Raw genomic sequence first — 14,706 nt, 5'->3', positions numbered from 1 at the left:
TCGGTAGGAAGTCCCAGATGCCCAGCCGTGAAGACGCGCTCTCGGGCCGCCCCGAGCGGCCGTATGCCGTCGACCCCACGCACGTCGTGCTCGGCACCCCGCTCGAGGGCCCGTGGCCGGACGGCTCCGAGGTGCTCTACGTGGCGATGGGCTGCTTCTGGGGTGTGGAGCGCATCTTCTGGCGCCAGGACGGCGTCGTGTCGACCGCGGCCGGCTACATGGGCGGCTACACGCCCAACCCGACGTACGAGGAGACGTGCACCGGCATGACCGGGCACGCCGAGACCGTCCGCGTCGTCTACGACCCCGAGAAGACCTCCCCCGAGCTGCTGCTCAAGTCGTTCTGGGAGAACCACGACCCGACGACGGCGAACCGGCAGGGCAACGACGTCGGCACGGCCTACCGCTCGGCCATCTACTGGACCACCGAGGGCCAGCGGCTCGCCGCCGAGGCCACCCGGGAGGCCTTCCAGAAGGTGCTCGACGACAACGGCTTCGGCCAGATCTCGACCGAGATCCGCTCCGCCGACGACGCCGGCCCGTTCTACCTCGCCGAGGACTACCACCAGGGCTACCTGCACAAGAACCCCGGCGGCTACTGCAACCACGGCCCGAACGGCATGACGTGCCCCGTCGGCATCGTGCGCCAGGACCAGCTGCCCGCGCAGCAGGACATCGCGCCGCCGGCCTGAGACAGCTCGCCCTCCGCGGTCGCCCGGGCCCCGATCCCGGGTGACCGCGCGACCGGGACCCGCCACGGGCGGACAATGGACGGCATGCCGTCGCGTGCCGCGCGTCCTGGCTCGTCCGACCGGTCCGGGCGGGTGGGGTCGACCCGCGCCGACGCGCAGCCAGAGGCGCGCGCCGGTGGGCGGGTGGACGAGCGCGTCGAGGTGCGGGTCGAGGTGCTCGGCGGCCTGCGGGTCCACGTCGCCGGTCGCGAGCTGACCGGACCCGCGATCGGCAGCCGGATGGCACGCCGGCTGCTCGTCCACCTGGCGTGCGACGAGGGACAGCGGGTGGGGGCCGATGCGCTGGTCGACGCCCTCTGGGGGCCGCACCCGCCGGCCCGGGCCGACCGCATCCTCGCCTCGCTCGTCAGCCGGCTGCGCGCCTCGATCCACCGGGAGGTGGTCGTGGGCGACGGTCGTGGCTACCGCCTCGGACCCGACGTGGCGGTCGACCTGACCGACGCGCGGCGGCTCCTCGACGAGGCGTCCGCACGCGCGTCCGAGGGCGAGCCGGCGCTCGCGCTCCTCTGCAGTCGTCGCGCGGAGTCCCTCCTGACGCCGTCGTCCCCGGACGACGGCCGCGACCCGACGGCTCGAGCGGAACAGGCTCGGCTGCTGCGCCGGGCACGCCTCGGGGCGGGACGGTCCGAGCTCGACCTCGGGCGGCCGGTGGGAGCGGTCGTGCCGGCGCGACGAGCGCTCGTCGACGACCCGCTCGACGAGGAGGCGGCGCGGCTGCTGATGCACGCCCTCGCGGACTCCGGTGCACCGGCTGCGGCCCTCCGGGTCTTCGCCGACCTGCGCCGCGCCCTGCGCGACGAGCTCGGCACGGACCCGAGCCGTGCGACCGCCGAGCTCCACGCCGCCGTGCTGGCCCCCGACGCCGGCGCCCCACCGGGAGCGCGACCGGGAGGGCGGGCGGAAGCGCGACCCCGCGCCCGATCGGACGCACGACCGGGCGCCCTCCGGCGCACCTGGCATCCGACGGCGGCCGCGCGTCGTCGGTGGCACGCGGGCGAGCTCGTCGGGCGGGACCGCGAGACGGAGCTGCTCCACGGCTTCTGGAGCCGCACCGCCGCGGGCCACGGTGGGATCGTGCTCGTGACGGGCGAGGCCGGTGTCGGCAAGACGAGCCTCGCCGGCTCGCTCGCCGACCTCGCCGCCTCGACGGGTGGGCTCGTGCTGGCCGCCCGGTGCTACGCGGCCGAGCGCTCGCTGCCGCTGCAACCCCTCGCCGAAGCACTCGAGTCGGCGGTCGTCTCGCTCCCTCCGGAGCTCGTCCGAGCTGCCGCCCACGGGGCCGGGCCCGGGCTGCACCGCCTGCTTCCCCTCCTCAGCACCTCGACCGCACCGTGGACACCGTCGACCGCGGCGAACGCCCGCCAGGAGCCGACGAGCCGGCAGGACGTCGAGGCGGGGACCGACGATGCGACCGGCGGGCGCACGCACGCCGGTGTGCCGGGGCGCCGCGCCCCGGACCTCGAGCGCCGCGAGCTGCTCTTCGCCGTGTCGGCGTTCCTGACCGCGTTGGCCCGCGACCGGCCCCTGCTCCTGCTCGTGGACGACCTGCACGAGGCGGGTGACCTCACGCTCGAGGCCCTGCACTACCTGCACCGCGCCGCCACGGGGCCCCTGCTCGTCGTCGCCACCGTGCGGCCCGCCGAGGGGGCCGATGCCGTGCGCCTGCTCGCCGACGTCTCCACCACGCTGCCGCTCGGCCCGCTCGACGGGACGGCCGTGCGCACCCTGGCCGAACGGGCCGGTTTCGGCGATCGGGCCGACGAGATCGTCGTGCGGACGGGCGGCCTCGCGCTCTACGTCGTCGAGGTGATCCGCGACCTCGCAGCAGGCGGACCGGGCCGTCCCCGCAGCCTGGCCGACTCGGTGCTGGGCCGCGTCGATCGGTGTGGCCCCGCGGTGCGCTCCGTCCTGCGGTCGGCCGCCGTGCTCGGCAGCGCCTTCGACCCGCTCGTGGTGGCGCGCCTCTGCGGCGAGTCGCCCGCAGCGACCCTCGCATCGTGCGAGCAGGCCCTGGCTGCAGGCCTGCTCAGCGACCGCGGAAGCCTCTACGAGTTCGCCAACGACCTCGTGCGCGATGCCGTCCACGACGCGATCCCACAGGCGTCACGGGTCGCGCAGCACCGGATCGCCGCCGACCTGCTCGTCGACCAGCCGGAGGCGTCCGCGGCCCACGCGGCCGCCGCAGGGCAGTGGCGGCGCGCGTGCCTGTCCTGGCTGCTCGCGGCCGAGGCCGCCCTGGAGCGGTTCGCGGCACGCGATGCCGAGGGACTCGCAGACCGTGCCCTGGAGGCCGCCTCCCGGATCGACGACGCCGAGCTGCGGGGGCGGGCCCTGCTCGTCCGCGGCCACGGCCGGGAGGCTCGCTCGGACTACGAACGCTCCCACGCCGACTTCGTCGCGGCCGGGGAGGCCGGGCGGTCGTCGGGCGACCTCCGGCTCGAGATGACCGCCCTGCGTGCCGCGAGCGGCGACGTGCTCGTGGCGGTGGCCGGCTCGGTCGACGAGATCCGCGACCCCCTCGACCGCATGCTCGAGATCGCCCGTCGTCTCGGCGACCGGGGCGCCGAGGCGGACGCCCTCGCCCGACTCACCGTGCTCTGCGGCGCCCGACTCGACTTCGTGGCAGCCGAGCGCCACGTGGAGCGGGCCGAGGCGGCGGCGGAGACCTCGCACGACCCCTTCGCCGTGGTCAACGCCCTCGATGCACGCAAGAACCTGCTCGCCTACCAGGGCGTCGTCTCGGCCCTGGGCGCCGTGACGCGTCGTCTCGAGCCGCTGCAGCGCCACAACGGCGACCTCTGGTCGCTGCAGTGGACGGTGTTCGAGTCGTCCTTCGTGCCGCTCGCGGCCGAGGACTACCCGGCGGCCCTCGCGCTCATGACCGAGGCGCTCGAGATCAACCGCCGGAGCGGTTTCGTCGCCATCGAGAGCTGGCACCTGGCGCACGTCGGCTGGCTCCACCGGCTCGCGGGCGACCTGCGGTCCGCGATCACGACCGGGACCCGTGCGGTCGAGCTCGCCGAGGCCCACGGCCGCCACCGCTGGTGGCTCAGTGCCGCCGCGGGCCTGCAGGCGGCGCACCTGCTCGCGGCCGGGCGCCCCGGACAGGCCCGGCGGCTCCTCGAGCCGCTCCGACCCTCCGGCTCCGCGGTCGGTGACGAGGCCTTCCGGCTGCGGCTCCTCGGCCCGCTGGCCCGCGCCACCGGCTCCCCTGCCGACCTCGCGGCCGCGTCCGCCCTCCTCGCCGGCCTGCGGACCGAGCCGGGACGCGCCTGGCTGCTCGGCGCCGACGCCTACCTGTGCCTGGCCCGGGCCCACGTCGAGGCGGGCGACCCGACTCGCGCGACCGACCTGCTCCAGCCCTTCGTCACGGCGGCCGAGCGCGAGGGGTGGCCGGCCCTGGTCCGGCTCGCCCACGAGGCCCTGGCCGGCGGGTGCGCTCCGCAACCGGCTGCAACAGATCTGCAACGCAGGTGAGGAGCGTGGCTCCCACGGGGCGCCACCGGGGCGCCGCACGATCTCGAGGGGGACCTCCCATGGCTCTGGACATGGACAAGCTGAACGCCTTCGTGGGCCGCTTCGCCGGCGACCTGGGCGCGACCGTCGCTGCCGGCGCCGTCGTCGTCGGACACGAGCTCGGCCTCTACACGGCGCTGGCCGAGGGGCCGGCCACGGCCGACGAGCTCGCCGAACGCACCGGCACGCACGCCCGCTACGTCACCGAGTGGGCGCGTGGCCAGGCGGCCGGCGGCTACGTCGAGTACGACGCCGACGCCGACCGCTACCGCCTGAACGAGGAGCAGGCGTTCGCCCTCACCGACCCGGACGGCCCGCTCTACGTGCCCGGAGCCTTCGTCCTCGCCCTGGGGTCGCTGCGATCGGTGCCGCGGATCACCGAGGCGTTCCGCACCGGCGGAGGGATGGGATGGCACGAGCACGACGAGGACGTGTTCATCGGGTGCGAGCTCTTCTTCAAGCCCGGATACGTCGGCAACCTCACGACGTCGTGGATCCCCGCTCTCGACGGCGTGGAGGAGAAGCTGGGCGCCGGGGCGCGCATCGCCGACATCGGCTGCGGCCTGGGCGCCTCCTCGGTGCTCATGGCGCAGGCCTACCCGCGCAGCCTGGTCAGTGCCTCCGACTACCACGAAGGCTCGATCGAGCTCGCGCGCAAGCGGGCCGCGGACGCGGGGGTCACCGACCGGGCGACGTTCGAGGTGGCCCGGGCGGACTCCTTCTCGGGCTCCGGCTACGACCTCGTCACGACCTTCGACTGCCTCCACGACATGGGCGACCCGCTGGCGGCAGCCCGACACATCAGGTCCGCGCTGGCGTCCGACGGCACGTGGCTCATCGTCGAACCCGCCGCCGGAGACACGGTGGCCGCCAACCTCAACCCGGTGGGCCGCGTGTACTACAGCTTCTCGACCTTCCTCTGCGTGCCCAACGCCGTCTCGCAGGCCGGGGGCTTCGCGCTGGGCGCGCAGGCCGGCGAGGCAGCGATCCGACGCGTCGTCACCGATGCAGGCTTCACGCGCTTCCGGCGGGCGGCCGCGACACCGTTCAACCACGTCTACGAGGCGCGGCCCTGACCGAGGAACGAGGAGCGCGATGAGAGCTCGATCCCCACGGCTCGAAGGCACCATCGACCGCGACGGCGTCGGGGTGGCGTACGAGGTGTTCGACGACACCCACGACCCCGGCTCGCCCACCGTCGTCTTCGCACCGATGTCGCCGGTGGTCCACAGCCGGGCGTGGAAGGCGCAGGTGCCCTACCTCTCGCGCTACGCCACCGTCGTCACCATCGACCCCCGCGGCAACGGGCGGTCCGACCGGCCGCGTGACCCGGCCGCCTACGCCGACCGTGCGTACGCGGCCGACACGCTCGCCGTGATGGACCACCTGGGCATACGTTCAGCCGCCCTCGTGGGGGTGTGCTCGAGCGCCTGGTGGAGCATCGTGGCCGCGGCCGAGCACCCCGACCGCGTCGACGCCCTCGTGGCCATCGCACCGCAGGTGCCGCACGTCACCGACCCCCACCCGGCGCGGGCGCTCCATGCCTTCGACGACGTACCACCGACGGACGAGGGCTGGGCCAAGGACACCGCGTGGTACTGGCGCCGCGACTACCGCGGCTACCTCGACTTCTTCGCCGGCCAGGTGCTTCCCGAGCCGCACTCGACCAAGCAGCGCGACGACTTCGTCGAGTGGGGGCTCGGGGCCGACGTCGAGGCCCAGATCGCATGGAAGGCAAGGCCGCCGGCGACCAACACCCTTGAGGAGACGCTCGAGCTCGTCGGACGCGTGCGCTGCCCGGTGCTCGTGATCCACGGCGACGACGACCGGTGCCAGCCCGCGGGCCGGGCCGTCCGCCTCGCCGAGCTGACCCACGGTCGGCGCGTCACGGTGCCCGGGAGCGGCCACCTGCCGATGGCGCGCGAGCCGGTGGTCGTCAACCTGCTGATGCGCGAGTTCCTCACCGACGCCGGCGTCCTCGGCCCCTCGAGGCCGATGGCAGCGCACGCCCCCGTGAGCGACGTGCCGGTGACGGCACCGGCCGTCCGTCGGGGCGGCCGACCACCCCGCGCCCTGTACCTCTCCTCCCCGATCGGCCTCGGGCACGCGCGCCGTGACCTCGCCGTCGTGAGAGCACTGCGCGAGCGCGTGCCCGGGCTCGAGGTGGACTGGCTGTCGCAGTCCCCCGTCACGACGTTCCTCGAGGCTCACGGTGAGCGGGTGCACCCCGCGTCACGCTGGCTGGCCAACGAGACGTCGCACCTCGAGTCGGTCGCGGGCGAGCACGACCTCGACGCGTTCGCGGCGATCCGCGACATGGACGAGATCCTCGTCCACAACTTCATGGTCTTCAGCGACCTCGTCGAGGGCGAGGCCTACGACCTCTGGACCGGTGACGAGGCCTGGGAGGTCGACCACTTCCTCCACGAGAACCCACGCCTCAAGCGGGCCCCCTACGCGTGGCTCACCGACTTCGTGGGCTGGGTGCCGATGCCACGCGAGGACGCGGCGACCTCGGCCCGCGAGGCCGAGCTGACAGCCGACTACAACGCCGAGATGATCGAGCACGTCGAGCGACTGCCCGGGGTGCGCGACCGCTCCCTCTTCGTGGGCAACCCCGACGACGTCGTCGACACGACCTTCGGGCCCGGGCTGCCGAGGGTGCGCAACTGGGTGCGCACCCACTACGAGTTCACCGGGTACATCACGGACGTCTGCCCTCCCTCTGCTGCCGAACGGGACTCGTGGCGGGCGGAGTTCGGTATCGCACCGGACGACACCGCGTGTGTCGTCGCCGTCGGCGGGTCGGGCGTCGGGACGGCGTTGCTGCGTCGTGCGGTGGAGGCGCACACGCTCGCCCGGCACCACGTCGACGGGCTCCGCACCATCCTCGTCACCGGGCCACGGATCCCGCCCGGCTCGCTGCCGCGGGTGCCTGGTCTGACGGTGCGGGGTTTCGTGCGCGACCTCCCACGGCTGCTGGCCGCCGCGGACGTCGCGCTCGTCCAGGGCGGACTGACGACGACGATGGAGCTGGCGGCGGCAGGGCGGCCGTTCGTCTACGTCCCGCTGCGCCATCACTTCGAGCAGAACGTCCACGTCCGCCACCGCCTCGACAACTACGGCGCCGGGCGCTGCCTGACGTGGGAGGAGGCCGATCCCGACCGGTTGGCCGGTGCCCTCGTCGAGGAGCTGGGGCGCGAGGTCCACCACCGGCCGGTCGAGCGCGACGGCGCCGTGAGGGCCGCGGAGGCGCTGGCCGAGCTGGTGCGCGCCGGCTGACGTCGAGCCCGGCCCCGGCGGCGTTTTGGGGCGAGGACGTCGGCCCCCGTGGGAGGATCGCGCCATGGCCGACAAGAGCTTCCACATCAGCCGGACGACGACCATCTCGGCGACACCGGAGCGCATCCACGCGCTGATCGACGACTTCCGCGAGTGGCAGGCGTGGTCGCCCTGGGAGGGCCTCGACCCGGCGATGGAGCGCACCTACACGGGCGCGCCGTCCGGGGTCGGTGCCGTCTACGCCTGGCGCGGCAACAGCAAGGCGGGTCAGGGCCGCATGGAGATCCTCGAGTCCGAGCCGCACCACGTCGCCGTCGACCTGCTCTTCGCGGCCCCGATGAAGGCCCACAACCGCGTCGACCTCACCCTGACGCCCGAGGGCGGGCAGACGCACGTCGAGTGGACGATGACCGGCCCTCAGAACGTCGTCATGCGCCTGATGAGCAAGGTCTGGTCGATGGAGAAGCTCGTCGGACCCGACTTCGAGAAGGGCCTCGCTCAGCTCAAGCGCACGGCCGAGCAGGCCTGAGCGAGTTGGCGATCCGTCGCGCCACGCGTGACCACGTGCCTGCGATCGTCGCGCTGCTCGCCGACGACCCGCTCGACGACTGACCCCGCGGGCGTCGCCCACGGGGTCGGTCGTCGGTGGCGTGCCGCGCGTCAGAAGATGCGGACCCGCTGGTCGGGGTCGAGCCACATGCGGTCACCGGGCTGCACGTCGAAGGCCTCGTGGAACTCGGAGAGGTTGCGCACGGCGTTGCCGCGCACGTCCTGCGGCGAGTGGGGGTCGACGGCGAGCAGGCGGATCGCCTCGGCCTCGCGCGCCTTGCCCCGCCACACCTGGGCCCACCCGATGAAGAAGCGCTGCGGGCCGGTGAAGCCGTCGAGCTCGGGCATGCCGCCCTCCTCGCAGGCGATGCGGTAGGCGGAGTAGCCGATCTGCAGGCCGCCGAGGTCGCCGATGTTCTCGCCGACGGTGAGCCCGCCGTTGACCTTGTGGTCCTCGGAGAGACCGGCGGGCGTGTAGGCGCTGAACTGCTCGATGAGCTGCTGGGCCAGCGCGTCGAAGCGCGACCGGTCCTCCTCCGTCCACCAGTCGCGCAGGGCACCGGTGCCGTCGTAGCGCGAGCCCTGGTCGTCGAAGCCGTGCCCCAGCTCGTGGCCGATGACGGCGCCGATGCCGCCGTAGTTCACCGCGTCGTCGGCCTCCAGGTCGAAGAACGGCGGCTGGAGGATCGCGGCCGGGAACACGATCTCGTTCATCGTCGGCATGTAGTACGCGTTGACCGTCTGGGGCAGCATGAACCACTCGGTGCGGTCGATCGGCCCGCCGATCTTGGCGAGGTTGCGGTCGACCTCGAAAGCCGCACTCCTGCAGACGTTCCCGACGAGGTCGTCTGCGTCGATCTCGATCGAGGAGTAGTCACGCCAGGCGTCGGGGTAGCCGATCTTCGGGGTGAAGGCCGCGAGCTTGTCGATGGCCTGGGCCCGGGTGTCCGGACCCATCCACTCGAGCGACGCGAACGAGCGTCGGAAGGCCTCGACGAGGTTGGCGACGAGCTCCTGCATGCGCTCCTTGGCCGCCGGCGGGAACCAGCGTTCGGCATACAGCTGTCCCACGGCCTCGCCCACGCACGACTCCACGACGGCGACCCCGCGCTTCCACCGCTCCTTGTTCTCCGGCTGCCCGGAGAGGGTGCGGCCGAAGAAGTCGAAGTCCTCGTCGACGAGGGCCTGCGGCAGCAATGCCGCGAACTCCGACAGCACGTGGAAGGTGAGCCAGGCGCGCCAGTCCTCGAGGTGCGCGCCCTCGAGCTCGGCGCCGAGGGCGCTGACGAAGCTCGGCTGGCGCACGACGACCTTCGCGAACGCACCGTCGGGTGCCTGCAGACCGGAGATCCATGCGTCCCAAGGGAACTGGGGCGCAAGCGCCTTCGCCTCCTCGAGGGAGTGCAGGTTGTACGTCTTGATCGCGTCGCGGTTCGTCACCGTGTCCCAGTGCGACGACGCGAGGCGCGTCTCGAGCGACATCGTGCGCGCGGCCTTGTCGGCCGCGTCGGGGATCGCCGCGAGGTCGAGCAGGCGCTCGATGTGCGCGACGTACGCCGTGCGGATCTCGGCGTACTTCTCCTCGCGGTAGTACGACTCGTCGGGCAGGCCCAGCCCGCCCTGCTCGAGGTAGACGACGTAGTCCTCCGGCGACCGCTCGTCGGGCGAGACGAAGTGCCTCAGCGGGCCGCCGACGCCGTCACGCTCGAGACGGCCGAACGTCGCCCCGAGCGACTCGACGTCGGTCACGGCGGCGACCTGCAAGAGCGCCGCCTGGAGCGGCGTCAGGCCGAGCTCCTCGATGCGCTCGGTCCGCATGAAGCTCGCGTAGAGGTCCCCGACCTGGCGCTGCGGACTCCCGCTCGCCCCGTCGTGCGCCGTGGCCGCCTCCTCGATGAGGTCGCGCACGCGCGACGTCGACTCCTCGCGGAGGATGTCGAAGGTGCCGAAGCGGGACCGGTCGCCCGGGATCTGCGTCGTGTCGAGCCACGTGCCGTTGACGAACCGGAACAGGTCGTCCTGCGGACGGGCCGACCGGTCGAAGGCCTCGAGGTTGATGCCGGACTGCATGACCACGCTCTCTCTCCCCACATCGGGCGCCGGACCGGACCGGCGATCGTGCGTTCGAGCCTAGTCACGAGCCCGGTCGCCCGCTCGGCCCCCCGCCGCCCGCCACGTGTCGACGGGCCCGGCCGAGGGCAGCCCCGGGTCGGTCAGCGGCGCAGCCTCCCCGCCACGACACCGGCGAGGCCGACGAGCAGCAGCACCCCGCCGAAGGCGCCGATCATCGAGGGGCCCACCTGGTCCAGGCTGAGGTCGGCGTCCGTCAGGTTGCCGACGACCAGGTAGGCCGCGACGAGCATCGTCAGCAGGCCGAACATGATCGCGCCGGGCCGCGGCCCCCTGCGCACGGTGACGAGCACCGGGCGCGGGGCCGGCGTCGGGGCCGCCGGGGCCGCCGGGGGTGCCCAGGCCGGGTCGGGGCGGGTCGCGCCGGGCGGCGGCAGGTGGGGCAGGTCGCTGCCCGGCACGACCGCGTCGTCGGGCACCGGGGCGTGCGACTCCACCCGGAACGGCGTCGTCGGGGCCGAAGCCCCCGCGGGCATCGTCCGCGTCGAGCCGGCCGGAATCGCGGTCGTGTCGCCCGCGCTCGTCGGCACGGATGGCGTCGGGCCGGTCGGATCGGTCGGATCGGTCGGGCCGGTCGCCGGGCTCGGCGCAGGCACGGGGTCGGCCGTCGGGTCGCTGAACGTGAGGTCCGGCGACTCGTCGGGGGTGTGCTGGTTCATCGCGGTCGCCTCCGGGGCGTTCGGGTGGTCGAGGTCGTGCGGGTCGGCGCCCTGCTGGTCGGTGCCCTGCGGGTCCGTCGTGGGGCTCATGAGCTCGCCTTGGTCGTCGTGACGTTGATCTGGCCGATGCCGACCTCGGCGTCGACGACGATCTGCTCCGGGCCGGTCTGCGGGCCGTAGGTGAGGGTGCGCTCCCACCCCATGCCGCTCTCGCGCATGCCGCCCATGCCGGTGCGACCACCGTCGCCCGAGGAGACGGCGATGTCACCGTCCGTCGTGCCCTTCGCGTCCAGGTCGCCGGCGCGCCCCTTGGCGTGCACCGTGACCCGCACGCCCTCCGGCACCACGAGGTCGAGCTGCCCGACGCCGACGGTGGCCGTCACGGTGTCGGTCTGCGGCGTCGCGGCGTAACCGGCGTTCGTGAGGTCGACCTTCATCTGGCCGAGGCCGAGCTCGAAGTCGGGCGCCGGGGTCAACGACGTCACCGTGAAGCTGCGCTCGCCGGCCTGCCAGGGCTGCGTCAGCCCCGCCGGGGCGGCCGTGGCGACGGCGGCCACGAAGAGGCCCGTCACCACGAAGAAGTGCAGGCCACCCGAGCGACGCCCGGCGATGCCCGCGACGAGGATCACGAGGCCCAGCACGCCGACGCCGGCTGCGACACCGACGGCGAGGGCGTTGCCCCGCCAGTCGGCGGCCTGCGCCACCGACATGAGGGCGACACCGGTGACGATGGCGAGACCCAGCGCGAGCAGTGAGCCGGCGAAGCCGAGCGACGGCGTGCGTTCGCGCACGACCGTCGGCGCGGGCGTCCGCGCGGTGCCGAGGGAGGCCCCGGCGTTGGCCGCCGCGTTCCCCGTCGAGCCGTAGGGCCCGCTGCCGTATGCGCCGGCTCCCCCGGGTGTCGCCGTCCCGTCTCCGGCCGGCGGGGTCCACCCACCGGAGGTCGTGGAGGTGGTGCCGGCCGCGCCCTCGGACGGGCTCGGGCTGCCGCTGCGGTCGCGCCAGGGCGCCTGTGCCATCAGCTCGCGACCTGTGCCGGTGCGGGTGAGGAACCACCAGGCCCCCACGACGAGGAGCGCGAAGCCGAAGAAGCGGAAGCCGCGCGAGTCGCCACCCCACCACGGGCCGCCGCCGCTCACCGCGATGGCCGTGACGACGAGCAGGAAGATCGAGCTGCCCTCGCCGTGCTTCAGCGCGCGCTCGATGTGGATCTCGCCCCCCTCGTCGGGCATGAGCAGCCACAGCACGAGGTAGAGGGCGAGGCCCATGCCGAAGAAGAGGGAGAAGAGGATGAAACCCGCACGCACCACCAGCGGGTCGACCCCGAGCCAGCGGGCCGTGCCCGCGGCGACACCGGCGAACCAGCGACCGTCGGAGCGGCGCATGATCCCCGGCTTGCGCAGGGCGGCGTAGAAACCGTCGAGGCCGTGCCCCTGCGGCGGGGCGCCAGTGCTTTTCGTCATGGCCCCAGCGTGGCCCCCGCACCGGCCGCCGGCCATGAGGGTCGACCCTGAGCGCACCCTGACGCGACCCCCAAAGGTGGCCTCGAGGGTCGCCGCCACGCACCCGCGTGGGCGAGGATGGGGTGGTGCAGACGGCATACGAGAGCGGCGCGGACCCCGTGGACCCCCAGGGGCCCGCCGGCCGCGCGACCCCTGCACCCGCCTCCCTGACGCCGCCCACGGCCCCACCGCCCCCGCCACCCGTCCTGAGCTGGCGCACGACGCCGCGCCCGCCGCTCGCCCGCCGACGCGACGGCAAGGTCGTCGCGGGGGTCGCCACCGGCCTGGCCCTGCACCTCGGTGTGCCGGTGCTCGCCGTGCGGATCGCCTTGGTGCTCACCACGATTCCCTTCGGCGCCGGCCTCGCGGTCTACGTGTTCCTCTGGGCCACGATGCGCCAGGTCGACGCCCTCCCGGGATCCACGGCGCCCACGTCGCCGGCGGCATCCGCAGCAGGGGCGACCCCGACCACGACTCCCGGGACCGGGTCCGCCGCGAAGGCGACTCCCGCCGTGGACCTCGCGAGCCTGCGCACCTGGCTGCGCAGCGGCAACCAGGCCGTCGTGCTGACGCTGCTCGGGGTGGCCGCGCTCGCCGTCGCGGGCGCGCTGTGGCTCGGCGGGGCGGGCCTCGACGTGCACGCCGAGCTCGTGCTGCCGCTCGTCGCGATCGTCATCGGCGCCATCTTCTTCTGGTCGCAGCTCGACGAGACCGACGCCATCGGCGCCCGGCGGCCGGTGCGGTGGGTGTGGCTCGTCGTCGGTCTCGGCCTGACGATCCTCGGTCTCGTCGGCCTGCTCGTGCGGGGCACCGACCTCACCGAGCTGTGGCAGGTGGCCGGTGCGGTGCTCGCCGCGCTCGTCGGTGTCGCCGTGCTCTCGGCGCCCTGGATCCTGCGCCTGTGGAGCAACCTGCGGCTCGAGCAGGCCGCCCGCATCCGGGCCACCGAGCGCGCCGACATCGCGGCGCACCTGCACGACTCGGTGCTCCAGACGCTCGCCCTCATCCAGCGCCAGTCGACCGACTCCGCGACCGTGGCCCGACTGGCCCGCGCCCAGGAGCGCCAGCTGCGCAGCTACCTCTACGACGAGGACGCGCGCGCCGGCACCCTGACGGCCGCGCTCACCGCCGCCATGGGCGAGGTCGAGGACCTCCACGGCGTGCCGGTCCAGCTCGTCGTCACGGGCGACCGGCCCATGGACGAGCACCTCGACGCCCTCGTCAAGGCGGTGCGCGAGGCGACGTGGAACGCCGTGCGCCACGCGGCTCCGCCCGTCAGCGCCTACGTCGAGGTCGGCCCGGACGCCGTCGAGGCGTTCGTGCGCGACCACGGCACCGGCTTCGACCTCGACACCGTGCCCGACGACCGCGCCGGCGTGCGCGAGTCGATCATCGGGCGCATGGAGCGCCACGGTGGCAGCGCCCGGATCCGCCGCCGCGCCGACGGCACCGAGGTCGAGCTGCGCCTGCCCGTCGGGCAGGTGCCCGGACCCGACCCGGCCACCCCCGGCGCCTCGAACACCCCCGGCGACCCGGCCACCCCGCCCACCCGGCCCACCCGGCCCACACCGTCCACACCGCCCACGCACGCGCAGGAGCAGCCTTCATGACCGACCCGCGGACCATCCGCATCGTCCTCGTCGACGACCACCACATGTTCCGCACCGGCGTGCGCGCCGAGCTGTCGTCGCTCGACGGCGGTGCGCGGCCGGCCGCCTTCCGGCTCGAGATCGTCGGCGAGGCCGGGGCCGTGGAGTCGGCGACGTCGGTGATCGCGGCGGAGCAGCCCGACGTCGTGCTGCTCGACGTCCACCTGCCGGGTGGCAACGGCCACGGCGGCGCCGACGTCATCCGGGCCTGCGCCGGCCTGCAGTCACGCGCCGGGGTCCCGGTGCGCTTCCTCGCGCTGTCGGTCTCCGACGCCGCCGAGGACGTCATCGCCGTCATCCGGGCCGGGGCGCGCGGCTACGTCACGAAGACGATCAACGCCGAGGAGCTGCTCACGGCCATCGGGCGGGTCGCCGACGGTGACGCCGTCTTCAGCCCCCGCCTCGCCGGCTTCGTCCTCGACGCGTTCGGGGCGGCCGCCGGCGAGGTGGCCGAGATCGACGAGGAGCTCGACCGGCTCTCGGCGCGCGAGCGCGAGGTGATGCGGCTCATCGCCCGCGGCTACCAGTACAAGGAGGTCGCGAAGGAGCTGTTCATCTCCGTCAAGACCGTCGAGACCCACGTCAGCTCGGTGCTGCGCAAGCTGCAGCTCAGCTCGCGCCACGAGCTGACGGCCTGGGCCATGGGCCGCCGCCTCCTCTGACCACC

General features: G+C 74.1%; 10 protein-coding genes. 7 read left to right on the top strand and 3 right to left on the bottom strand.

Annotation, left to right across the window (positions count from 1 at the left end):
- Positions 1-17: 17 nt before the first annotated feature.
- The 5 genes from msrA to ABD979_RS06085 all read left to right on the top strand — a co-directional run bounded on the left by msrA (position 18) and on the right by ABD979_RS06085 (position 8,079).
- Complete coding sequence (gene msrA / locus ABD979_RS06105) at positions 18-692, top strand: peptide-methionine (S)-S-oxide reductase MsrA (protein WP_345506556.1); 675 nt, start codon at positions 18-20, stop codon at positions 690-692.
- Positions 693-776: 84 nt separating this feature from the next.
- Positions 777-4,229 (top strand): ATP-binding protein, encoded by a 3,453-nt coding sequence (locus tag ABD979_RS06100; RefSeq protein WP_345506555.1) that lies wholly within the window; start codon positions 777-779, stop codon positions 4,227-4,229.
- 59 nt (positions 4,230-4,288) lie between these two features.
- The gene (locus ABD979_RS06095; RefSeq protein WP_345506554.1) at positions 4,289-5,344 is read left to right on the top strand and encodes a class I SAM-dependent methyltransferase; all 1,056 of its coding nucleotides are present in this window, start codon (positions 4,289-4,291) and stop codon (positions 5,342-5,344) included.
- Positions 5,345-5,363: 19 nt separating this feature from the next.
- Positions 5,364-7,550, top strand: coding sequence for an alpha/beta hydrolase (locus tag ABD979_RS06090; protein ID WP_345506553.1), 2,187 nt, complete (start codon positions 5,364-5,366; stop codon positions 7,548-7,550).
- A gap of 64 nt (positions 7,551-7,614) precedes the next feature.
- Positions 7,615-8,079 (top strand): SRPBCC family protein, encoded by a 465-nt coding sequence (locus tag ABD979_RS06085; RefSeq protein WP_345506552.1) that lies wholly within the window; start codon positions 7,615-7,617, stop codon positions 8,077-8,079.
- 131 nt (positions 8,080-8,210) lie between these two features.
- On the opposite strand, the gene ABD979_RS06080 is transcribed toward ABD979_RS06085, so the two are convergent.
- The 3 genes from ABD979_RS06080 to ABD979_RS06070 all read right to left on the bottom strand — a co-directional run bounded on the left by ABD979_RS06080 (position 8,211) and on the right by ABD979_RS06070 (position 12,351).
- Complete coding sequence (locus ABD979_RS06080) at positions 8,211-10,169, bottom strand: M13 family metallopeptidase (RefSeq protein ID WP_345506732.1); 1,959 nt, start codon at positions 10,167-10,169, stop codon at positions 8,211-8,213.
- A gap of 143 nt (positions 10,170-10,312) precedes the next feature.
- Positions 10,313-10,978 (bottom strand): hypothetical protein, encoded by a 666-nt coding sequence (locus tag ABD979_RS06075; protein ID WP_345506551.1) that lies wholly within the window; start codon positions 10,976-10,978, stop codon positions 10,313-10,315.
- Positions 10,975-12,351 (bottom strand): PspC domain-containing protein, encoded by a 1,377-nt coding sequence (locus ABD979_RS06070; protein WP_345506550.1) that lies wholly within the window; start codon positions 12,349-12,351, stop codon positions 10,975-10,977. The genes ABD979_RS06075 and ABD979_RS06070 overlap by 4 nt, the downstream gene beginning before the upstream one ends.
- A gap of 125 nt (positions 12,352-12,476) precedes the next feature.
- On the opposite strand from ABD979_RS06070, the gene ABD979_RS06065 reads away from it, so the two are divergent.
- Together ABD979_RS06065 and ABD979_RS06060 are read left to right on the top strand one after the other, a co-directional pair.
- Positions 12,477-14,000 carry an ATP-binding protein gene (locus ABD979_RS06065; RefSeq protein ID WP_345506549.1) on the top strand — a complete coding sequence of 508 codons (1,524 nt, stop codon included), beginning with the start codon at positions 12,477-12,479 and terminating at the stop codon, positions 13,998-14,000.
- Positions 13,997-14,701, top strand: coding sequence for a LuxR C-terminal-related transcriptional regulator (locus ABD979_RS06060; RefSeq protein ID WP_345506548.1), 705 nt, complete (start codon positions 13,997-13,999; stop codon positions 14,699-14,701). The genes ABD979_RS06065 and ABD979_RS06060 overlap by 4 nt, the downstream gene beginning before the upstream one ends.
- The last annotated feature ends 5 nt before the right edge of the window (positions 14,702-14,706 follow it).

It is taken from the genome of Terrabacter aeriphilus (assembly GCF_039542985.1).
In the GTDB taxonomy this organism is placed as follows: domain Bacteria; phylum Actinomycetota; class Actinomycetes; order Actinomycetales; family Dermatophilaceae; genus Terrabacter; species Terrabacter aeriphilus.
This window is presented reverse-complemented; position numbering and strand designations above follow the sequence as displayed.